This is a genomic window from Mucilaginibacter yixingensis, assembly GCF_041080815.1.
Taxonomy (GTDB): Bacteria; Bacteroidota; Bacteroidia; order Sphingobacteriales; family Sphingobacteriaceae; genus Mucilaginibacter; species Mucilaginibacter yixingensis.
The window spans coordinates 1920632-1941913 of record NZ_CP160205.1; the positions used below are offsets into that span (position 1 = coordinate 1920632).

The following is a 21282-nucleotide window of genomic DNA, read 5'->3' on the forward strand; positions in this document are numbered from 1 at the left end:
CACCTTACCACATAAACGAACGCGAAAGATACGTGTTATCTGCAAATTTTTAGCTATAGAGTTATGACTCAGTTGATAATATGATGTTGTGACGTGAAACGTTTATTGACTACGATAATTAATTGCTACTTAGAGTTGTACTTGTCAATTATTTGCCCAGTTTGTGCATCTACAATTACCGCTGTATCGCACCAGTTAAAAAGCGTAATATGACCATTTTTATGATTGTCTAGCCCAATATAGGGGCAATCATCGCCTTCGTAAAACAATGGTACCCTGGGTATCCGCCATAAAAAATCACCAGAAGTACTGAACGCGAAAACGTTTTGATCATACTTTTCCTTAGGCGGAATTGTTAAGCGGATAATTATAACGTCGTCTACTATTAGGTGTTGGCCAACCGGATGATCAAACGTTAAAGTGTAACCATTGCTAAAAACAAACTGGTTCTCATTCATATAAGCCGCTTAAACATAAATCTCGCCCTTCATATAAGTAACCGCCTTGCCACTCATCAGCACCCGGTCGCCTTTTAACTCGCACCACAACTCGCCTTTACGGGCCGACAGTTGATAGGCGTGCAACTGGTTTTTGCCCAGTTTCTCAGCCCAATAAGGGATGAGATTGCAATGTGCCGAACCAGTTACCGGATCTTCAGGAATACCGGCGGCGGGAGCGAAGAAGCGGGAAACAAAATCAGCTGTTTTGCCGCGGGCGGTTACAATAATACCCACGGCATCCACTTTAGCCAGGAAGCCGAAATCGGGCGTCATAGCGGTGATAATTTCCTCGTTCTCATACACCAGCATGTAATCGCGCGAGCGGAAAACAGCCAGCGGACGGGCGTCACTTAATGCAGGAATCAATCCCTCTGGTGCATCAGCAGCCAAAGCCGGTCGCGATGGAAAGTCAAGCGCGTATTTATCGCCATTGCGGGCTACTTTCAATACCCCGGCTTTTACGGTTTCAAATTGAATCTCGTTGCCGGTGTAAGCTAGCTCGGTATATAAAATATGAGCTGCGGCCAGGGTGGCGTGTCCGCACAGGTCAATTTCAAACTCAGGGGTAAACCAGCGTAGCTTGTAGCCAGCACCGGTCTTTACAAAAAAGGCGGTTTCTGCCAGGTTGTTCTCAATGGCAATTTTCTGCATCACGTCGTCGGGCAGCCATTCCGTTAGCGGGCAAATAGCCGCCGGATTGCCGCCAAACAGGGTATCGGTAAAGGCATCGGCCTGGTATATAGGAAGGTTCATAACATCGTAAGGATTGGTTAATTGCTAAGATAGCAGATATTTTATCAGCTTAAAATCCCATGAAGAAATGGTTTTACTTAAGCCTGAGGCCCAGCATAATATTGAGGATGCCGGTAATCAAAAAGGCCAGCGCCACCCATAGCACAAGCGTCATGGATCCGAATACCGGGTTAAACCAGATCATGCCCACAAACAACAGCGTAATCAAGGCGCCCAATATTACCCACCAGGAGCCTCCGGCAGCTTTGCGGAAGCTAAAGATGATTAAGCCTCTGAAAAGGAAATAAAACCCGATAACGATACGCAAAATGGTTATGCTGGCACCCAGATGCGTCATGAGGATGATGCCCAGTATCAGATCTATAATGCCTGTGAAAAGGTGCCAGCCCCGGTCGCCTTGATCCCGATCCTGGTAGGCCCGCAATAAATCAGCAATACCGGCAAGGAAGATGATCAGACCAAACGTGAAGCCCAGCGCTATTAAGCCGCTAACCGGAGCCGCCAGCAAATAGATACCTAGCAATAAAAATAATATACCGCGCAGCACAAACACCCACCAGAGCCTTATACCGCGACCAACTGTGATTTCCATAGTTAATAGTTTATTATTTGAACCTGATTTTTGGTTAAAAGGTTTTAAAACAAACAGTTAATAATGGCGTCGCCCCAGTCCATCTTAAAAAGGCGAGGGGCTTTGAAAAAGGAAAGGCGATAAACAGATGTTTATCGCCTTTAAGCTTTATTACGATAGTTGGGTAGCAAAACATTCACTACTCACCACTCACCACTCATCATTCACTCATTAGGTGGTATAACCCAGAATCTTCAATACTTGCTTGCTGTTCTGTTCTTCGCCAAATACCTCGAAGTTGAATGTCTCATCGCGGTTACGGCGGATGATTACATGTTTAGGCGATGGCAGCAGACAGTGGTGGATACCGCCGTAGCCGCTCAGTACCTCCTGGTAAGCGCCGGTGTTAAAGAAGCCCAGGTATTGCACTTTACGGGTTTTGGGCATAAACACACTGTTCATGTGTGCCTCCTGGTTGTAATAGTCCTGACCATCGCAGGTGATACCGCCGAGGTTTACACGCTCGTATTCAGAATCCCAGTTGTTGATCGGTAACAATATGTATTTTTGGTTCAAAGCCCAAACATCCGGCAGGTTGGTAATGAAAGATCCATCCAGCATCAGCCAGCGCTCACGATCATTCTGTTGCTTACGGCCCAGTACTTTATAAAGGATGCCTGAAGCTTCGGCCACGGTATATTTACCAAACTCGGTAATAATATCTGGTTCAACCACGTCATGCTCGGCGCAGATTTCTTTGATACGGCTCACAATCTCGTTGATCATGTACTCGTAGTCAAAATCAAACACCAGCGAGTCTTTGAAAGGCATGCCGCCGCCAATATCCAGCGTATCCAGATCAGGGTTAATCTTTTTAAACTTGCAGTATAGCGTTACGTATTTCTCCAACTCGTTCCAGTAGTAAGGGGTATCAGATATACCAGAGTTGATAAAGAAGTGCAGCAGCTTTACCTTAAAGTTAGGATTTTTCTCAATCTTGTTGGTATAGAAATCAATAACGTCCTCCATACGCAAACCCAGGCGTGAGGTATAGAACTGCGAGTTAGGCTGCTCCTCTGCCGCTATACGGATACCAAGGTTGCAAGGCGTGTCCATCTCAATCTCATCATCGTAGATGTTAAACTCCTCTTTGTTATCCAGCACCGGGATGATGTTTTTAAACCCATCATGCAGCATATCAACAATATACTGCTTGTACTGGAAGGTTTTAAAACCATTACAAATCACGGTAATATCCTTGTTCAACACGCCTTTTTTCTCCAACGTGTCAATCATAGGCATATCAAAGGCCGACGATGTTTCCAGGTGTATCTCGTTGCGCAGGGCCTCTTCTACAATGTGCTTAAAGTGCGAGCTTTTGGTACAGTAGCAATATTTATAGCTGCCGCGATAGTTGTTTTTAATAATAGCCTGCTGGAAAAGCAGTTTAGCCTGCTGGATCTTTTTAGAGATCATGGGCAGGTACGTGAAACGCAGGGGGGTACCATACGTTTCAATCATTTCCATCAGGTTAAGATCCTGAAAGTAAAGTTCATCATCAATGATCTCGAAGCCTTCCTGTGGGAAGCCTACGCTGAGGTCAAGAAATTCCTGGTAACTCTGCATTCTATTTTAAAATTTCCGCAAAAATGTAATTTTTTAAATTAATAATGCCCCAAAAAGTAATGTAATTTTTGTAGTGGGAATGTAATTTAGTGAGCGGTGAGTTGTGAGGAGTGAGTGAACGGTAGCTTTGTGTTAAGGAAGTGTTAAGGTTGTATTGTGGGTTAAGTGCTGAAAAGTGTTTTGAAAACGAACGAGTGGTAGTTCTTCGGTGCCGCCAGTCCCGCTTTACGCTGCAATCGGGTTTAGGGTGAAGGTACAATAGTAGCCCCAATCTCCCTTTAGCGGACCAGGGGGCTTAACGCCACTTCTGCCATCATACATCTCACACTACCACCGCCATTACGTTCAATCACCGGAATATCACTGTGGATAATGCGCGAATATTTCTCTAGCGTACTAATCTGCTTTTCATCCAGTGAGGCATGAGCACTGCCAGACATCACCAGCAAACTTTCGCCCTGCGCATTAAATACCTCTAGCATGTTGCCGGCAAAGTGGTTCATCTGATCATAGCTGATGTTTACGATGCTTTTGCCGCTCATCTCCAATGAGCTGATGACCGTCAGTCGCTCCATATTATCGGCAATGCTATCCAGGCAAATCACCGCGTATTTGCTGGCAATGCACATCATTACGTTAGTGTGGTAGATAGCCTGTCCGTTTTGATCTGCCGCGTGGAAGGTAACAGCGGTATAAAATGACTCTTCGCAGAAACGGTCCAGTACATCTTGGTCTGTACGGGGGGAGAGGCAGGCGTAGGCTACTTTGTTTTCCCTGTCAAATACCATGCTGCCGGTGCCCTCCAGGTATTTTCCTTGCTTTTCAAAGCGGCTCAGGTCAATCACGTGGCGCACTTTAAAGGTGTCTTCCAGTGTGCTGATTACATCCTCCCGGCGCTCCAATCGGCGGTTTTCGGCCTGCATCGGGTAAAGGAAGATGTCGCCGGTTTCATGAAATGAGATCCAGTTGTTGGGGAAGATCGAATCAGGCGTGTGTGGCGTCACGGTGTCCTCTATAACCAGTACGTTTATGCCGTTATCGCGCAGTATTTTAACAAAGCGGTCAAACTCCTTTAGCGCCTGCTCTTGCGCGTCCTGTTGTGCTGTATCTTTTATCTGAAAAGCATTGCTTTCGGCCGTTTGTTCATTGTAACCAAAAGCCACCGGACGGATCATCAACAGGGTAGTGGGGTACATAGGTAGTTAGGATTTGTTTACTGCAAAAGTAAGAGGGAAGTGAAAAGTAAAAATTAAAAAATGAAAAAGATGTTAATCCTATAAATCTGTTAAATCCCGGTTCAGATAAAATAAAAAAAGCCCTGCCGAATATCGACAGGACTTTTATATAATTAATCACTTCTAATACTGATTATTCAGCAGCAGCGTCGTCTGCTTTAGCAGCTTTTGCTTTAGGAGCTTTTTTTGCTGGAGCTTCTTCAGCAGCTACTTCTTTTACTTTAGCAGCTTTTGCTTTAGGAGCAGCTACCTCTGCAACTGGTGCAGCTTCAATTGGAAGAACTGAAACGTATGAACGGTTATCAGCTTTCTTTTTGAATACTACATGGCCATCAGCCAATGCAAATAAAGTGTGGTCTTTACCAATACCTACGTTAAGACCTGGGTTGTGCTGGGTACCGCGCTGACGAACGATGATGTTACCAGCAATAGCAGGTTGACCACCGAAGATTTTGATACCTAAGCGTTTGCTGTGCGATTCGCGACCGTTCTTGGAACTACCGGCGCCTTTCTTATGTGCCATCTTTTAATATCTTTTTACTGTGCCTTTGCAGGCGCAATGGTTATTAAACTTGTTAATTAAAGGGTGATGCCAGTGATCTGGATCTTAGTGAACTGCTGACGGTGACCGTTTTTCTTTTTGTAACCTTTACGACGTTTCTTTTTGAAAACCAGTACTTTGTCACCTTTTAAATGAGACAGGATAGTAGCCGATACTTTAGCACCTTTTAGGTCTGCACCTAATTTAAATTTGCCTTCGTTTTCAGCTAATAACACGGTGTCAAATTCAATACTAGCGCCTTCATCTCCTTGTAAGCGGTGTACAAACAGATGCTGGTCTTTAGCAACTTTAAATTGCTGTCCTGCTATACTTACTATTGCGTACATTGTTAATTAGTTGTTTTTTTTAAAAATTTCGAGGTGCAAATATAGAGCTTTGCTTTTTGTTATGCAAGTGTTTTTTGGTCCGAAAGTTAGAAAAGTCCGGAAGCATGAAAGATACCCTGATATTTAACTTCTATCTTCCGGTCTTTTCCGACTTCCCGACTATTTACTGCTTAAAATCATTCTCCGCATCATCCAGCACTTTCTGGATGGTTTGGATCAACTGCTCGTTAGCGTCTTTCAGTTTCGGATCGCCTTCAAAGTTTTTATCGTATACCACACGTTTGGTTTTGCGTTTGTAGCTAAACTCAATCACGTATCGAAGGCCGTGGTGGCCCTGTGTAGTCTGGGTAGTATCGCCACGCTCGTTAGTCGGGAAATCCCAGAAACCAAGTTCAGATGCTTTGCGGTGCAGGTACAGCAAATCTTTGCTGGCAAGTTTCATGTGGATTTTTACCAGCGAGTCGCGGTTATCCACATACTGGTATTGCCCGGTTTTAGTGCTGTATTTGTTGACCAGGCTGTCAGGTCCCGGGCCGTATTCAAACGTTATATGGTCAAACTCGGCAAAACGATAAGGGGCATTTTTAATAATGCCGGCATAATAGTAAGCAGAGTAGCCAATAAACGGAACAACGATACAGACAATCAGAAAGATCTTTCTTTTGAGGGATAACTTACGCATGGGTGTTTTATTAAAAAGTCCATAGTCGATCAGACTATGGACCATAGTTTTTTCAGTCGGCAAAGATAGTAAAAAGTCCATAGTCCATAGTCGATGGACCGTAGTAACTTCTTGCAGCTAATCGATTAAAATCCTGTTAATCTCCTAAATCCTCAGAATCCTGGTTCAGACTTAGTTCGCCTTCCCACTTGCTCACCACAGCCGTAGCCATGGCGTTACCCAGCACGTTGGTAGCCGATCGGCCCATATCCAACAACGGATCTATGCCCAATATCAAACCTAAACTGGCCTCGGGGATGCCAAACATGGCAATGGTACCTGCAATTACTACCAGCGATGCACGCGGCACACCGGCTACGCCTTTACTGGTGAGCATCAGTACCAAGAGCATTGTGATCTCATGTCCCAGCGAAAGATGAATATTATAAGATTGCGCCAGGAAGACCGAAGCAAACGTCATATACATCATCGAGCCATCCAGGTTAAAAGAATACCCCAAGGGCAGTACAAAGCTCACAATCTTGTTATTGCAGCCAAACTTTTCCAGTTCTATGAGTACGCGGGGGTAGGCAGCCTCGCTGGTGGAGGTACTAAAGGCCACCAGCATAGCATCTTTAATATTGCCCACCAGTGTAAGCGAACGTTTGCCCAGCACCATAAAGCCGGCAAAAACAATAACGCACCATAGCAGGATCAACGCAAAATAAAACTCGCCGATAAACAGCACGTAGGTTGATAGAACGCCCACGCCCTGCTTGGCCACCACCACCGTAATGGCCCCGAAAACGGCCAACGGCGCCAGTTTCATTACATAACCGGTTATCTTCAATATCACGTGCGCAACAGCATCCATAAACTTAATGACAATTTCGCCCTGCTGACCGATAGCTGCAGTGCCCACTCCAAAGAAGAGCGCAAAAATCACAATCTGCAAGATCTCGTTATTGGCCATAGCCTCAGTAAAGCTGCGCGGGAAAACGTGGTCTACAAAGTCTTTAAGGGAGATGGCGGCTTTCTTAATGTCAGTGCCCAGGTGGCTGTCGGGGAGGGGCAAGTGCATAGCCACACCCGGCTTAAATAGGTTTACCAATACCATACCTAATAATAAAGACACCAGCGTGGCGCTTAAAAACCAAAGTAATGTTTTACCTCCAATACGCCCGACGGATTTGATATCGCCCACCTTGGCAACGCCCACCACCAGCGTGGTAAATACCAGCGGAGCCACTACCATCTTAATCAGGTTCAGAAATATTTTGCTGAGGATAGAGAAGAGCTCCAGTTTATCTTCGCGAGTGGCATCGGCCGTTTTACGGGTTTGGGCAATGTTGGTGCGTTCTTTTTTGAGGGCGGTATACTGGGCAACGGTGGTATCCTTCATTTCTACCATCTGCGTATTGATGGCTTTAAGGCGGGTATCGGCAGCGCTGATTTGCTGGTTGTACAGGTCTATTACCCTGGCGTTGTACAGGTAACCGGTAACAATACCAAGCACCAGCGCTATAAAAATATAGAGCGTCAGTTTGTTCTTAAGCATCCCTTTGTTTGAGTTTTAGTTGACGCTAATGTAGTGATTGGAGGTGAAAGGTTAAAGGCGAAAGGATAAAGGTGGTTTCACTTTCGGTTCATTCGGGTATTAATAAAAAGAGACGCAAAGTATTGCGTCTCTACATGTATCCTTTAAATCTTAAAAATCAAATAAATCCTGGTTCAGACTATACTTTCTCCGCCTTCACCGCAGTGCCGTAAGCCAATACTTCGGTAATGCCCTGCATTACTTCATTAGCATCATAACGCATGTTGATTACCGCGTTGGCGCCTACCTGTTGCGCGTGTAAGATCATCAGGTTATAAGCCTCCTGGCGAGACTCTTCGCACAGCTGGGTGTACACACTGTTGCGGCCGCCCACTAATGACTGCAATCCGCCCAGGAAATTACCACCCACGCCGCGTGAGCGTACGGTAATACCACGGATTACGCCTAAATGTTCGGTTACTTTATAGCCTTCTAAGTGGGTGCTGGTTGTTACAATCATGGTGTAGTTTGTTTTTTAGTTTTACTCAAACATAACAGATACCATTGATATTTTATAATTTGAACCCCTGCTTAACACAGAGATAATTATACATGCCTACAGACGGTTACGGAATACAAGATATAAAAAAAGAACTGCAACACCTCAGCGCGCCGCAGCTGACCGAGCTGGTGCTTAAACTAGTGCGGTACAAAAAGGAAAATAAGGAGCTGGCGGCCTACCTGCTTTTTGTGGCAGATGACGAGGCGGCTTTTATTGAAGGCTCTAAATATGAGCTGGTGATGCTATTTTACGGCATGCCATCGCAACCTTACAATGCGGCCAAAGCGCTGCGCAAAATTCTGAGACTGATTACTAAGCTTTCGCGGTTCTCGGGTTCTAAAACTGTCGAGATCTCGTTGCTCTTTGCTTTTTGCAATAACTATCTTGAGTTTGTAGATAAGCGTAATGGCTTTAAACCGTTACGTAATATCCTGATAAAACAGGTAGAAAAGATTGGCAAACTCATTACCAAACTACATGAGGATGTTCAGGGCGATTTTACCGATGCTTATAATCAGCTGATTGACGCTGCCGACGAAAAGTTAAGCTGGTTTAATAAGTTTGAACATTTATTGTAACATTTGTAGCAAGGGGGAGTCATACCCTCAAAAACAAATAAACATGGTGGCCAGCAAGGAAGCAGCCTTCCGTAAGATATTCGAAGCCAATTCTAAAAAAATATACCATCTGTGCTATGGTTATACCGGCGACAGTGATGCCGCCAACGACCTGCTGCAAGAAACTTTTTTAAAGGTGTGGCAAAACCTGGAGAAATTCAGAAATCAGGCCATGATCTCTACCTGGATCTATCGCATTGCCGTAAATACCTGTTTAACTTATCTGCGTTCAGAAAAACGGCAGGCTAAGGACGAGCTGACTGATCAGTTGGTTGAAACCCGGGCCGAAGAATTTTCGGAGAAAAACGAGCAGGTGGCACTGCTGTATAAATGCATATCAAAACTCGAGGAAAGCGAACGTATTATTATCACCATGGTATTGGATGAGATGCCGTACACAGAGATTGCCGATATATCTGGTATATCAGAAGGCAACCTGCGCGTTAAGATCCATCGTATTAAACAGAAATTAACAGAATTATATAACCACCATGAAAGACTTTGAACATTTAATGTCTGTGTGGCAGGATCAGTCCGCGCACGACAAGCTTTCAGTGGATGAGGTGCTGAAACAGGTTAAAAAGGGAATAAAGGATATTACCAATCAATTGTATTGGGGTATTGTGGCGATGGTAGCTGTATTGGTACTCACGTTTATTATACTGTTCTTTTTTGTGTTTCAGTCATGGCTAACGTATGTGGGTATTGTTATCATGATGATAACCATGCTGCTATATGCCGTAATGATCATCCGTAATTATCGTATTTTAAACAAGCGCGATGCCACGTTGCAGCCTACCGATTATCTGCAGGATCTGAAACAGTATCAGCGTAACCGGGCCACCACCAACGGCTGGTTCTATTATATTTATGTGCTGCTCATCAGCCTGGGTTTGTCGCTTTACTTTATAGAGATATTGAGTAACTCGTCATTGCCTTATAAGGTTACGGTTTATGGCCTGTCTATATTATGGCTGTTGTTCCTCACCTTTTATTACAAAAAACGTGTATTTAAGAGCGAGGAAGAAAAACTGAACCTGATGATTGATCGCCTGGAACGCTTGCAGGGGCAGTTTGAATAAATATGCCAAACATTATATTCAAAAGAGTTGAGGCTAATGACGCTCCGGTACTTTTAGACCTTAGCAGACGGGTATTCTTTGATGCCTTTTATCATCAAAACCGGCCGGAGGATATGGAAGCTTATGCGTCCAAAAACTTCACATTGCAACATTTGCAGCAGGAGCTAAGCACATTCGGCAGTCATTTTTACTTTGTTTATGCTGATGATCAACTGGCGGGTTATCTAAAACTAAACTACGGACAGGCGCAAAGTGATTTGCACGAAGACCACTCAATGGAAGTTGAGCGCATCTATGTAATTGCCGATTTTCAGGGACAGGGGATCGGTCAGCAATTAATAGCGTTTGCGTTGCAAAAAGCGCGCGAGGATAACATGCAATCTGTATGGTTAGGTGTGTGGGAGCACAACTATGGCGCTATCAGGTTTTATGAGCGTTATGGGTTTGTGAGTTTCGGGAGTCACAACTTTATGTTGGGGAGCGATGAGCAGACTGACGTGTTGATGCGGTGTGCGCTATAAATCAAAAATGCTCCTCCCGTTGGTTGAGGTGATAGTATAAGGTATTAACAAGAAAAGGCCGGGATCGCCCCGGCCTTTTTAGGATATAAAATTTAGACTTAAATACAGCTTATTTTTTCTCGCCTTCATCTTCATCATGGTGCATGCCACCTTCTGGGTGTGCTTTACCATTGTGGCAGGTAACACATGAAATACCGGTTTCCATCATCATGCCCAAAGAGTCTTTTTTAGCCTCGAAGTATTTTTTATTGATGGCCGATGTCATTTTAAACATCGCGCGGGCTACATTTTTCTCTGGTTTTGCATCGCTGGCAAAATCCATTTTGTTAGTAGCAGCATCACGTGCGTGGCAAGCGTTACAGCGCACACCCAAGGCATGTGCCCACTCGTCCATGATATGATCTATCTGCTTGTGCGTTAAGTTTTTTGGCAGCACTTTCAGGTTTTTGGCTTTTTGCTCTTGTGGCTGTTGCATATTAGCCATTGAGCCAAAAACCACCAGGCCAGTTAGACCCAGTGTTATGAGTAATTTTTTGTTTGGTTTAAAAGTCATAAGTAAGCAAGATTGATGTACCCAAGTTAAGCGTTTTTTACAAATAAATGATAATTGAAAAAAAATTAACGCGTGATAACACCTATTTGTTGCAAAAAATCTTCAATCTATCGGTTTATATATCAAATGGTCGTTGTAAACCAAGTGTTTAGTAAATAATGGAGTGGGTAATAAACCGGATGTTCAGTGTTGTAAACTAAACATCCGGTGGGTTTTCTTCAGGCGCCTGCTCTGATCAGCTGAGGTTATAGGCATAGGTACGCGTGGTTTGTATTTTCAGTTCTATACGTTCAATATGTTCCTGCACGTCGTCCACCTGTTCCTTGTCGTCGGCACTAAGCAAAGCCTCGCGGAATAGTCTGGCGGCTTTTACCCAGTTGTTGTTCTTTTCGGCCAGCTGCCCCATTATTTCATATACGTGCGAGTGTTGCACGCCCGGTACCTGTAATGCTTTGGAACTTACGTTTTGTGCCAAAGTGTGCTTGTTTAAAAATAGCAATAGCCGTAAATAAGGCACATAGGCATCTGGAAACGATGGTTCCAGCTCTAAACAGGTTTGGTAATGGTAACCAGCCGACTGGTAATCGCCGGTATTATTATAGTGCACTTTACCCAAAAGGTAATGCGCACGGGCATATTTAGCATCGGTATCAATAATCTCGTTCAGCAGTTTCAGCGTTTTTGGCTGCGTGCCGTATTGATATTCTTCTACCGCCTGAAGATACTTTTCTTCAATAGTAAAATAAATGTCCATATCAGTTTAATACGCGTTAAGCGCATTTATAAAATGTTGTAAATAAATTGATTGTTAAGTTTCTGGTTTACTTAAAAACAGAAACTATACGGGGAACGAGAAAGGCATGGCAAATGCAATACCTTTCCCGTGCATGGCCAGGGGGCGCATGTCAGTATGGCGGTATGTAGTAAACTTTAGCATTTGCGTTATTTATTTTTTACAAAAATAACAAAATCAACTTCGTAATTCCAAATAAAGGTTAGCGCAATAGCTGCGTGCCGAAGTACAATTCGGTAAAAATGTGCCAGTTTGATTGTAATATGTATGTCTCCCGTTCCAGCACCGTTAGCCGGTCGGCCATAAACTCAGCCTCAAAAGGGAGGTCTTTAAAGAATGGCCACAAGTAATTAAAAGCATCACCGGGAATACTGCGCACAACCGTGATATGCGGAATAAAGCTTTTAGTTGTTATGCGCATCTGCTGCCTTAGTAGTTTAAACCAGTTGTTGGTGCGTTCATCGTCAGCCAGTGCGGCAAAAATGGTGTACTTATCGCCGCTCATAAAATGTTTAAACCCGTTGATTTTAAGTTTGACAGGTGGCAGCATCCCTAGCGGTCCCGCCATGCTCCTGATAGCGGGCTGCGCATGGAAAGGCTTGCATCGCGTTTGGCTGTTAATACTGATATGTGCCTTAGAATGCAGGCTGTTAAACTCACCAATTTTACGGGCCGACGCACGTTTATAGCGATCAATCTCGGCTTTGATCTCTGCCGGTGGCGAGATAATCATCAGGTAATCAGTATACGATGTCATGTTTATCAGGATAAAAATCGGACAATAAAATTGCTAATTATTTTAGTATTTATATAAAATATTTTTCAACTTTGTGATGATGGATCTCAAGCGTTATATCGTCCATATTGATCTCGATTCCTTTTTCGTATCTGTTGAGCGGAAGTTTAATCCAGAGCTTATTGGCAAGCCCGTGTTGATTGGCGGCTCGGTAGAGCGTGGGGTGGTGGCGTCCTGCAGCTATGAGGCGCGCAAGTTTGGCGTCCACTCGGCTATGCCAATGAGAACGGCGTTGAGGCTGTGTCCGGATGCTATTGTAATTCGGGGATCGCATGGTAAATATGGTGAAGCATCGCGCGAGGTGACACAGATTATCCATGATACGGTGCCGCTTTACCAGAAATCATCGGTTGATGAATTTTATATCGACCTAACTGGTATGGATCGATATTATGATTGTTATGAGTTTGCCAGCGCCCTGCGGCAAAAAGTGATTCACGAAACGGGATTGCCTATTTCATTTGGCATGGCATCGTGCAAAACCGTTGCTAAGATGGCTACCAACCAGGCAAAGCCTAACGGGCAATTGTTTGTACCGCATGGTAAAGAGAAAGAGTTTTTAGCACCGCTGGCCATCAGCAAGATTCCTATGTTGGGCGAAAAAACCTGCCAAAAGCTTTATCAATATGGCATCGAAAAGATTGGCGACCTGCAAAAGGTAAACCTGAAATTTCTGGAGGCCATATTCGGTAAATCGGGTTTATTTATCTATGAGAAAGCTAATGGGATTGATCATGGCGAGATTGTACCGCACTCTGAACGTAAATCTATCTCTACCGAAAATACTTTTCACAATGATGTGTCTGAACGCAAAGTACTGGAAAGCACATTGGTATCTATGACCGAAGAGCTGGCCGGCAAACTGCGCCGCGAAGGCATGGTGGCATCATGTCTGGCTATTAAGATCCGTTATAATAATTTTGAAACGCACACCGTGCAAGAGAAAATTGCCCTTACGGCTGCAGAACATATTTTGATACCTGGCATTAAAAACTTGCTAAGCAAAGCCTGGAACGGCCACCGGCCCGTACGGCTGATAGGGGTAAGGCTGAGTGATCTATGTCCGGGAAGTTATCAGATCAATTTGTTTGAAGATAATGAGGAGCGCATCCGCCTGTACCAGGCGATGGATAAGATCAACTTTAAGTTTGGCGATAAAACGGTGTGCCGCGCCGCAGGGATGGAGATTGGTACGCGCAATTTTAATCCGTTTATGAAAGGATGAGTGGGAGATTAGTGATAGATTAATCTTATCCACCACGCAGTCGCTCGGCTCCAGCCATTAGGCGTTGGGTAGATGTTAAAATCCCCTCTTGAGAGGGGGCGCGTTGACGGTGCGGCTGTAGGGGTGTGTCATTCGAACGTATAAAGGACACACCCCTCCACCCCTCTCAAGAGGGGAATCGCACTATTCCACCGCTTCTTTTATCTTTCCTACACCTATTGGCTGAGCCGAGCGACAGCGGGGATAAAAGAAAAAGCCAGCTTTCCGCTGGCTTTTTCTTTTATGGAATTGATCACTACAATCAATTATATCCTTTTAATATCAGCACCTAGTGCTTGCAGACGTTGATCAATATGCTGATAACCGCGCTCTATTTGCTCAATGTTGTAAATGGTTGATTTACCCTGAGCAGACAGCGCTGCAATAAGCAGCGATACGCCGGCACGGATATCAGGCGAGGTCATAGAGATGCCGCGCAGTTTTACCTGGTTATCAAGGCCGATAACGGTTGCACGGTGCGGATCACACAGGATAATCTGGGCGCCCATATCCAGCAGTTTATCTACAAAGAACAGGCGGCTTTCGAACATTTTCTGATGAATCAGTACTGATCCTTTGGCTTGTATAGCCACTACCAATACGATGCTCAGCAAGTCGGGCGTGAAGCCTGGCCATGGTGCATCAGCAATAGTCATGATAGAACCATCGATAAATGTCTCTATCTCGTAATGCTCTTGAGCTGGGATGTAAATATCATCGCCACGTAGTTCCATTTTGATGCCCAGGCGGCGGAATACATCTGGGATAATACCCAGTTCCTGGTATTGTACATCTTTAATGGTGATCTCAGAGCCGGTCATGGCAGCCAGACCAATGAAAGAGCCAATCTCAATCATATCCGGCAGCATGCGGTGCTCGGTACCACCAAGGCGTTCCACACCATTGATGGTAAGTAGGTTAGAGCCGATGCCTTTAATGTCTGCACCCATGCGGTTCAGCATTTTGCAAAGTTGTTGCAGGTAAGGCTCGCAGGCCGCGTTATAAATAATGGTTTCGCCTTTTGACAGAACAGCAGCCATCACCACGTTGGCCGTACCGGTAACCGATGCCTCATCCAGCAGGATGTAAGTACCATGCAGATTGCTGGCATCTACATTAAAAAAGCCTGTCTCTGGGTTGTAATCAAAGCGTGCGCCCAGTTTTTCAAACCCCAGGAAGTGCGTGTCTAACCTGCGGCGACCAATTTTGTCGCCTCCTGGCTTAGGGATAGACGCCTTGCCGAAACGAGCCAGCAGCGGACCCACAATCATGATAGAACCCCGCAGGCTGCCACCTTTTTGTTTAAAGGTCTCTGATTCAAAAAAGTTCAGATCGATGTTTTTGGCTTCAAAGCTGTAAGTGTCACCACTCAATCGCTCCACGGTTACGCCCATGTCGCCAAGCAGCTCTATCAGTTTGTTAACATCTTTAATATCAGGTATGTTGCTGATGGTTACTTTTTCCTCCGTCAGCAATACTGCCGAGATCACCTGCAGTGCTTCATTTTTGGCACCCTGTGGCACAATCTCGCCTTTTAGCGGTTTTCCGCCTATAATTTCAAATGCGTTAGTCATAAATAGATATCCGTCAATGTTTAACAGCTTGCGGTAGCGGATTATTGTCCGGCACCAAAACTATTAAATGTTGTCAACTATTACCGTTAATACTTTCTGCCGTTGTTGTTATTATTACGGCTACGGTTCTGGTTGTTGTTATTGTTACGGTTGTTGTTATTGTTACGGTTTTGATTGTTCTGGCCGCCTTTATTGTTCTGGTTGTTGTTTTTGTTACGTGCCGGGTTAGGGTTAACGGTGCGCAGGTCAACACGGTTCAGATTCACGTTATCTTCCAGTTGCAGTTCGCCTTTAGACATTTCACGTAAATCAGCCAGGATGCTTTCGTCAGCAACAGAGTCTTTGTTCCATTGCACGTAGGCCATCTTCATAAAATTGGCAATAGCTTGCACCATGTGTTGCTTACGGGCGGGCTCGTCAATACTTTTGGCTTTCTCCATCATCAGCTCAATAGTTTTACCGTAATGACGGTAGCGCATACGCTGATGCGGATAACGCAGCACTTCTGGCTTAATATGAATAGCCTCTGGCGATGGCACCGGGTATGGAGAGTCTACATCTATCTTAAAATCAGAGATGATGTGCAGGTGATCCCACAGTTTGTGTTTAAAGTCGGCCACATCACGCAGGTGTGGGTTCAAAAAGCCCATCAGTTCTATCACCACTTGTGCGTAGCGGTTACGTTCTTCTTTGGTAGGCAGTTCTACAATGTACTTTACCATGTTTTGTACATTGCGGCCATACTCAGATAATAACAGTTTTTTTCTGGTAGAGTTGTAATCAAACTCTCCAGGCTTAATATTTTGAGCCATGCTAAAATTTAAATAAGTGAATTTGGTATTTCAGCGCAGACATCTTTCCCGGCATTTAACAGGTTAGCGAGGCCAAAATTGAATTATTGTAGAAATGCAAATATAGACGATTTGTTTTAGTTGTCAAGTAGTAATGACCAGAGATAGGTAATTAGTTAATCAGCTACCTGCTGTATTGGGGGTGTGAGATAGACGACGATAACGCCGACGTAACTGAAGAGCAATCCCAATAATAAGCCCAACGCGCCGCCAATGCTTCTTTTTGAACCTGCCCTGTATCCCCAAATGCATGGGATGAGCCCCAATGGCAGGCTTAGAACAATTAGTTCTGGTGTGCCTATGTTTAAAAATCCTAAAGTCATGAAATTGATATTATTTAAGGTTGTTGGTTAAAATTCTAAAGATCAGCCTAATATTCGTGTTTTCTGGTCCTGATATTCTTGCTCGGTAATAGCGCCGCTGTCTAGCAGTTGTTTGTATTTCTGCAATTCGTCTGCAGCAGAGTTGAGTTTTGAGGGCATTAGATAAACAATGATAATACCTATATAACTTAAAAAGAAACCCAGCAATAAGCCAACAATAGCCCCAATGCTACGTTGCGCGCCAACCTTGTAGCCCCATATAGAAGGTATAACAACTGTAATGAGGAAACTTGAAAGCAGAAAAATAATTTCCGTAGTGCCTAAAGCCATGTTTGTTAATGTTTAGGTAATTGGTTTATTACATTAAAGGTATTAACAAATAATGGCATGTCCAGCCGTAGGCCAATAAAAAAAGCCCCTATCCGGGGCTTTTCTATTAGTGGTGTGTATTTTTGCCGCCTCTGTGGTTGCCGCCGGCCATCTCTTTGGCGGCGTTGCTTTTTTGTTCTTTAGAGGCTTTCGGATCGCGCATTTGTTTTGACGCGGTTGATTTGTTTGCAGTAGTTCCGGTTTTCTCTTTGGTAGTTGCCATAACTATAAAAATTAAGTTGATACTAATTTTAGAATAGGCTAAGAGATGGTTTTGTTTTTCTTTTAGATTAATTTAATTAATCTTTAGATTGGTTGTTTTGTAGGTGAGGATCGATATAGGTTGGTTATTAGATGCTTATGATGTCCTTAAGTATCTCTTTGCATTTTTTGCGGATAGCGTAATGACGATAGATGCAGACAGGCAAAGGAAATAGACCGAAAAACGCAAGAGAAGATATATCCCGGCTTACAAAAGCAGTAATTCCTGCAAATAAAACAAAAGCAATTTCAGCCCAATACTCCACGGCATAAGTTAACTTTAAAATAATTTTCTGTTCTTTAGCGTCGAAACTGATTTTTCCTTTGTGGGTAAAAAACAGATAGTTGCGATTGCCGTTAGATGGTGTTCGTGTATTTGAAATATCTTCATCACGAACAAAGGCTACCTGGTTGTCCGTTTCTTCGGTAACCTGGTAGCCCCATTCGTTTAATACAGCATAAATATCATCAATAAGCTCGTCTTTGGTGTATGACGAGGAAAGAAATGAATCTTCAACCGAATACCAAAGTCGCAGCATGTTTCAATGATTTACTTTGCGCTCAGTTCCGCGAAATACTTGTGGAACAGGGGCAGGGTTTCAATGCCTTTATAGTAATTGAAAATATCGTACTTCTCATTTGGTGAGTGCAGATTATCGCTATCCAAACCAAAGCCCATCAGTACGGTTTTAATGCCCAGTTCGGCTTCAAATAATGCAACAATAGGGATGCTGCCACCACCACGGGTTGGGATAGGTGCCTTGCCGAAGGACTCCGTAATAGCTTTCTCGGCTGCGCGGAAAGCTACACTGTCGGTTGGCGTTACCACCGGTTCGCCGCCGTGGTGCGGGGTTATTTTTACTTTAATATATGGTGGGGCAATGCTTTCAAAATGTTTGGTAAACAGCTCGGTAATCTTATCAGAACTTTGGTTAGGCACCAAGCGCATAGAGATCTTGGCATTGGCTTTTGACGGCAACACGGTTTTGGCTCCTTCGCCGATGTAACCACCCCAAATGCCGTTTACTTCAAGGGTAGGGCGGGTGCCGGTACGCTCAATGGTGCTGTAGCCTTTTTCGCCCCAAAGTTCGTTTACGCCAAGGTCGTCTTTGTATTCCTGCTCGTTATAGGGTGCCTGGTTAATGGCTTTGCGTTCAGCATCAGTCAGGTTAATTACATCATCATAAAAGCCCGGGATGGCAATATGATTGTTTTCATCATGTAACGATGCAATCATCTTGGCCAGGATAGTAGCAGGGTTAGCCACCGCACCGCCATATACGCCAGAGTGCAGATCGCGGTTAGGACCGGTTACTTCAACTTCAATGTATGACAGGCCACGTAAACCGGTCTCCAACGATGGTGTTTCCATGCTGATCATCGATGTGTCTGAAATCAGCACTACATCAGCTTTCAGCCGTTCTTTATTGGCTTTTACAAAAATGCCCAGGTTGTTTGAGCCTACTTCTTCCTCGCCTTCAATCATAAATTTAATGTTGCAGGGCAGGGTGTCGGTCTGCATCATCAGTTCAAAAGCTTTTACGTGCATATAGAACTGACCTTTATCATCGCAGGCGCCGCGGGCAAAAATTTTGCCATCGCGAACAGTTGGTTCAAAAGGAGGGGTGTGCCACAGTTCCAGCGGATCTGGCGGTTGTACATCATAGTGACCGTAAACCAAAACGGTAGGTTTTGCCGGATCGATCAACTTTTCGCCATAAACTATTGGATAACCTGCAGTTGGACAAACCTCTACATTATCGGCACCGCATTCGCGTAGTTTTTTGGCCACGTATTGGGCGGTGTTGAGTACATCGTCTTTATATTTCGGGTCGGCGCTTACCGATGGGAAACGTAGCAGTTCAAAAAGCTCATCGAGCAAACGCTGCTTATTGGCATCTATAAATTGCTTAATATGGTCCATAACTTTGAGTTTGTAGCAAATATAAACGATTGTTTTGGGGAATATAGATTGTGGATATTTTTCCTCTATTCGCAGGTTTTCCGTCCCAGTATGTTACTAAAAACATTTTTAAGCGCCTTAATTTTTAATTAATCAGACACTTACGGGAACATGGAATAATTTTGAGTCAATTGGTACTGAATTTGTACCTGATGTGTAAACACAGATGCCATTTTATTGTAAATGAATTAGCTAAGGCGTTTTAACTGTGTGGTAAATTGTATATTTGTTCACTCACTCTTGATTTAGACGTTGGAAAAGCTTTATAAAAATTGTCTGCGGGTAGTTTTTTGTTCATGTCTCCTCATGGTTATCTGCCTGACTTCCTGGGCTCAAACGCCTTCATGTAGCGCTGCGTCTAAGTTTTACAGTAAAGATAGTATCAACGTAACTGCCTTTGGCGCCAGCACTGTAGCCGGTATAGGTGGCTTTTCTTTTGAAGGATTTTTACAGCAGAATATAGAGAATTGCTATACAGGTAAAACTGTAACAGTAACAAATAATGGTGTTCCAGGCGAAACCACTACGCAGGGCTTAGTTCGTTTTCCGGCTGCAATACAAGGCCGTACCGGTTTTTTATTGATATTGATGGGCGCTAATGATGCCCAGGCAATTGTAAATAAGAAAATGAAGCTCAGTGAGACCGAACGTAATATGCGGTACTATATTGAGGAGGGAATGAAGCACAATTTGATACCTATTTTGGGTACCATACAGTTTTATAACGATAAGGATAGTCAGTTTTTTCGCGATTGCAATTTGTGGGTGAAACAAATTAATTCGCTTTATAAGCGTTTGGCCCTGGAGTATCATATTTACCTGGCCGATATTAATTTGGCGTTGGGTAGAAATTTTGCGCTTTATCAGGATCTTGTGCACCCCAATGAGCAAGGTTTTAGATTAGTTAGCTTTGTTTGGTTTGACGCAATAAACAGAGCTATTGAGGATAAACTCCTGGTTGTTGGCGTTAATCAAAATTATCCTAATCCAGTATCGGCAGATGGCAAAACACGTATTGGTTACAGTTTATCGCAAGCCAGCCATGTGCAGATGAAGCTTTATAGTATGTTAGGCGCTCAGGTAATGCAGTTAGCAGATGAATACCAGGGAGCCGGTTATCATGAAGTTCAGGCTAATTTAACCAACCTTAAGGCCGGTGTATATGTGTATGTTTTGCGGGTTGGCGGTCAGCAGTTTAGTAAAAAAATGCTGGTGGTAAAATAAGGCCTACCTGCTTGCCTAAACTTTCTTTCTCTTTTATTAGTCGGCAGTTGCAATATCGCTATGAAGACTGGCGCCGTTTTGTGCCTGGCTTTTCTCCAAAATAATTCTGTCTGCTTTAACCTGAGTGTTATCGGTTACTTCTGTTTTGCTGCCTGATAAAGCGAACGTTGCAATGCCTGAAGTTAAGATGATGCCTAAAATTACGACTAACTTTTTCATGTGATTTTGTATTAGTGTTGTTATTAGTATCTGGTTAATTGACCTTTTACGGTTTATTTATTGCGGGTATAGATTAGTTCAGGTTTGGGTTACCGTCAGCAGTACCTAAGTCACCTTTTTCATCAGCAGTACCTAAATCACCTTTAGCGGCAAGTACAGTAGCTTTGTTAGTAGGAGCAACGTTTTCTTTTGTACAAGCGGTGAAAGCTGCAGAACCGAAAGCCAGGATGGCGATATATATTAACTTTTTCATGACGTGTCTTATTTATATGTGTGGTGTAAACTCTTGTTATTTATTGCGGGTATTGTGATTAGTTAAGGTTCGGGTTACCGTCAGCAGTACCTAAGTCACCTTTTTCGTCAGCAGTACCTAAATCACCTTTAGCGGCAAGTACAGTAGCTTTGTTAGTAGGAGCAACGTTTTCTTTAGTACAAGCGGTGAAAGCTGCAGAACCGAAAGCCAGGATGGCGATATATAATAATTTTTTCATGACGTGTCTTATTTATATGTGTGTTGTAAACTCTTGTTATTTATTGTG

28 protein-coding genes are annotated in these 21282 nt (G+C 43.8%); 6 read left to right on the top strand and 22 right to left on the bottom strand.

What is annotated here, in order from left to right:
• Positions 1 to 125 precede the first annotated feature (125 nt).
• The 10 genes from ABZR88_RS07660 to ABZR88_RS07705 form a co-directional block, all read right to left on the bottom strand.
• The gene (locus ABZR88_RS07660) at positions 126 to 458 is read right to left on the bottom strand and encodes a hypothetical protein (RefSeq protein ID WP_107830725.1); all 333 of its coding nucleotides are present in this window, start codon (positions 456 to 458) and stop codon (positions 126 to 128) included.
• 9 nt (positions 459 to 467) lie between these two features.
• Complete coding sequence (locus ABZR88_RS07665; protein WP_107830727.1) at positions 468 to 1253, bottom strand: PhzF family phenazine biosynthesis protein; 786 nt, start codon at positions 1251 to 1253, stop codon at positions 468 to 470.
• Positions 1254 to 1326: 73 nt separating this feature from the next.
• Entirely contained in the window at positions 1327 to 1845 is a 519-nt protein-coding gene (locus ABZR88_RS07670) for an HdeD family acid-resistance protein (protein WP_107830729.1), read from the bottom strand.
• 210 nt (positions 1846 to 2055) lie between these two features.
• On the bottom strand, positions 2056 to 3450 hold the full coding sequence (locus ABZR88_RS07675; RefSeq protein WP_107830731.1) for an arginine decarboxylase: 1395 nt from the start codon (positions 3448 to 3450) through the stop codon (positions 2056 to 2058).
• Positions 3451 to 3728: 278 nt separating this feature from the next.
• Positions 3729 to 4646: a citrulline utilization hydrolase CtlX gene (gene ctlX, locus ABZR88_RS07680; RefSeq protein ID WP_211309868.1), complete on the bottom strand. Its 918-nt coding sequence runs from the start codon at positions 4644 to 4646 to the stop codon at positions 3729 to 3731.
• A 172-nt stretch (positions 4647 to 4818) separates the two neighbouring features.
• Positions 4819 to 5208 (bottom strand): 50S ribosomal protein L27, encoded by a 390-nt coding sequence (rpmA, locus tag ABZR88_RS07685; RefSeq protein ID WP_107830733.1) that lies wholly within the window; start codon positions 5206 to 5208, stop codon positions 4819 to 4821.
• 56 nt (positions 5209 to 5264) lie between these two features.
• Positions 5265 to 5573 carry a 50S ribosomal protein L21 gene (rplU, locus tag ABZR88_RS07690; RefSeq protein ID WP_107830735.1) on the bottom strand — a complete coding sequence of 103 codons (309 nt, stop codon included), beginning with the start codon at positions 5571 to 5573 and terminating at the stop codon, positions 5265 to 5267.
• Between the two features lie 163 nt (positions 5574 to 5736).
• Complete coding sequence (locus ABZR88_RS07695; RefSeq protein WP_107830737.1) at positions 5737 to 6255, bottom strand: hypothetical protein; 519 nt, start codon at positions 6253 to 6255, stop codon at positions 5737 to 5739.
• Positions 6256 to 6391: 136 nt separating this feature from the next.
• Positions 6392 to 7792, bottom strand: coding sequence for a dicarboxylate/amino acid:cation symporter (locus ABZR88_RS07700; protein ID WP_107830739.1), 1401 nt, complete (start codon positions 7790 to 7792; stop codon positions 6392 to 6394).
• Between the two features lie 178 nt (positions 7793 to 7970).
• The gene (locus tag ABZR88_RS07705) at positions 7971 to 8291 is read right to left on the bottom strand and encodes a YbjQ family protein (RefSeq protein ID WP_107830741.1); all 321 of its coding nucleotides are present in this window, start codon (positions 8289 to 8291) and stop codon (positions 7971 to 7973) included.
• Positions 8292 to 8383: 92 nt separating this feature from the next.
• On the opposite strand from ABZR88_RS07705, the gene ABZR88_RS07710 reads away from it, so the two are divergent.
• Genes ABZR88_RS07710 through ABZR88_RS07725 form a run of 4 tightly spaced genes read left to right on the top strand, consistent with a single transcriptional unit; the run spans position 8384 to position 10553 of the window.
• A complete protein-coding gene (locus ABZR88_RS07710; RefSeq protein WP_107830744.1) occupies positions 8384 to 8911 on the top strand; it encodes a hypothetical protein in 528 nt (175 codons plus the stop codon).
• Between the two features lie 43 nt (positions 8912 to 8954).
• Positions 8955 to 9455, top strand: coding sequence for an RNA polymerase sigma factor (locus ABZR88_RS07715; RefSeq protein WP_107830746.1), 501 nt, complete (start codon positions 8955 to 8957; stop codon positions 9453 to 9455).
• A complete protein-coding gene (locus ABZR88_RS07720) occupies positions 9442 to 10032 on the top strand; it encodes a hypothetical protein (RefSeq protein ID WP_146166599.1) in 591 nt (196 codons plus the stop codon). The genes ABZR88_RS07715 and ABZR88_RS07720 overlap by 14 nt, the downstream gene beginning before the upstream one ends.
• 2 nt (positions 10033 to 10034) lie before the next feature.
• The gene (locus ABZR88_RS07725; RefSeq protein WP_107830750.1) at positions 10035 to 10553 is read left to right on the top strand and encodes a GNAT family N-acetyltransferase; all 519 of its coding nucleotides are present in this window, start codon (positions 10035 to 10037) and stop codon (positions 10551 to 10553) included.
• Between the two features lie 109 nt (positions 10554 to 10662).
• Here ABZR88_RS07725 and ABZR88_RS07730 read toward each other — a convergent pair whose 3' ends face one another.
• From ABZR88_RS07730 to ABZR88_RS07740, 3 genes are all read right to left on the bottom strand, one after another.
• Entirely contained in the window at positions 10663 to 11106 is a 444-nt protein-coding gene (locus tag ABZR88_RS07730) for a c-type cytochrome (protein WP_107830752.1), read from the bottom strand.
• Positions 11107 to 11341: 235 nt separating this feature from the next.
• Complete coding sequence (locus ABZR88_RS07735; protein ID WP_107830754.1) at positions 11342 to 11860, bottom strand: M48 family metallopeptidase; 519 nt, start codon at positions 11858 to 11860, stop codon at positions 11342 to 11344.
• A gap of 241 nt (positions 11861 to 12101) precedes the next feature.
• Positions 12102 to 12656: a 2'-5' RNA ligase family protein gene (locus tag ABZR88_RS07740; RefSeq protein ID WP_107830756.1), complete on the bottom strand. Its 555-nt coding sequence runs from the start codon at positions 12654 to 12656 to the stop codon at positions 12102 to 12104.
• A gap of 76 nt (positions 12657 to 12732) precedes the next feature.
• Here ABZR88_RS07740 and dinB point away from each other — a divergent pair, with 76 nt between their 5' ends.
• Positions 12733 to 13920 (top strand): DNA polymerase IV, encoded by a 1188-nt coding sequence (gene dinB, locus ABZR88_RS07745; RefSeq protein ID WP_245917105.1) that lies wholly within the window; start codon positions 12733 to 12735, stop codon positions 13918 to 13920.
• 305 nt (positions 13921 to 14225) lie between these two features.
• On the opposite strand, the gene murA is transcribed toward dinB, so the two are convergent.
• The 6 genes from murA to ABZR88_RS07775 form a co-directional block, all read right to left on the bottom strand.
• A complete protein-coding gene (gene murA / locus ABZR88_RS07750) occupies positions 14226 to 15533 on the bottom strand; it encodes a UDP-N-acetylglucosamine 1-carboxyvinyltransferase (RefSeq protein WP_107830760.1) in 1308 nt (435 codons plus the stop codon).
• A gap of 86 nt (positions 15534 to 15619) precedes the next feature.
• The gene (locus ABZR88_RS07755) at positions 15620 to 16345 is read right to left on the bottom strand and encodes a DUF4290 domain-containing protein (RefSeq protein ID WP_107830762.1); all 726 of its coding nucleotides are present in this window, start codon (positions 16343 to 16345) and stop codon (positions 15620 to 15622) included.
• 404 nt (positions 16346 to 16749) lie between these two features.
• Complete coding sequence (locus ABZR88_RS07760; protein ID WP_107830764.1) at positions 16750 to 17037, bottom strand: SHOCT domain-containing protein; 288 nt, start codon at positions 17035 to 17037, stop codon at positions 16750 to 16752.
• Positions 17038 to 17143: 106 nt separating this feature from the next.
• Complete coding sequence (locus ABZR88_RS07765; RefSeq protein WP_170113675.1) at positions 17144 to 17299, bottom strand: hypothetical protein; 156 nt, start codon at positions 17297 to 17299, stop codon at positions 17144 to 17146.
• A 127-nt stretch (positions 17300 to 17426) separates the two neighbouring features.
• On the bottom strand, positions 17427 to 17876 hold the full coding sequence (locus ABZR88_RS07770; RefSeq protein ID WP_107830766.1) for a hypothetical protein: 450 nt from the start codon (positions 17874 to 17876) through the stop codon (positions 17427 to 17429).
• Between the two features lie 11 nt (positions 17877 to 17887).
• Positions 17888 to 19261 carry a dipeptidase gene (locus ABZR88_RS07775; RefSeq protein WP_107830768.1) on the bottom strand — a complete coding sequence of 458 codons (1374 nt, stop codon included), beginning with the start codon at positions 19259 to 19261 and terminating at the stop codon, positions 17888 to 17890.
• Positions 19262 to 19606: 345 nt separating this feature from the next.
• Between ABZR88_RS07775 and ABZR88_RS07780 the strand changes: the two genes are divergently transcribed.
• Positions 19607 to 20524, top strand: a complete 918-nt coding sequence (locus ABZR88_RS07780; RefSeq protein ID WP_107830770.1) for a GDSL-type esterase/lipase family protein — start codon at positions 19607 to 19609, stop codon at positions 20522 to 20524.
• Between the two features lie 36 nt (positions 20525 to 20560).
• Here the strand turns inward: ABZR88_RS07780 and ABZR88_RS07785 are convergent, their stop codons facing one another.
• The 3 genes from ABZR88_RS07785 to ABZR88_RS07795 form a co-directional block, all read right to left on the bottom strand.
• Positions 20561 to 20743, bottom strand: coding sequence for a hypothetical protein (locus ABZR88_RS07785; RefSeq protein WP_107830772.1), 183 nt, complete (start codon positions 20741 to 20743; stop codon positions 20561 to 20563).
• Positions 20744 to 20816: 73 nt separating this feature from the next.
• A complete protein-coding gene (locus tag ABZR88_RS07790; RefSeq protein WP_107830774.1) occupies positions 20817 to 20996 on the bottom strand; it encodes a hypothetical protein in 180 nt (59 codons plus the stop codon).
• 58 nt (positions 20997 to 21054) lie between these two features.
• Positions 21055 to 21234 carry a hypothetical protein gene (locus tag ABZR88_RS07795; protein WP_107830776.1) on the bottom strand — a complete coding sequence of 60 codons (180 nt, stop codon included), beginning with the start codon at positions 21232 to 21234 and terminating at the stop codon, positions 21055 to 21057.
• Positions 21235 to 21282: the final 48 nt, after the last annotated feature.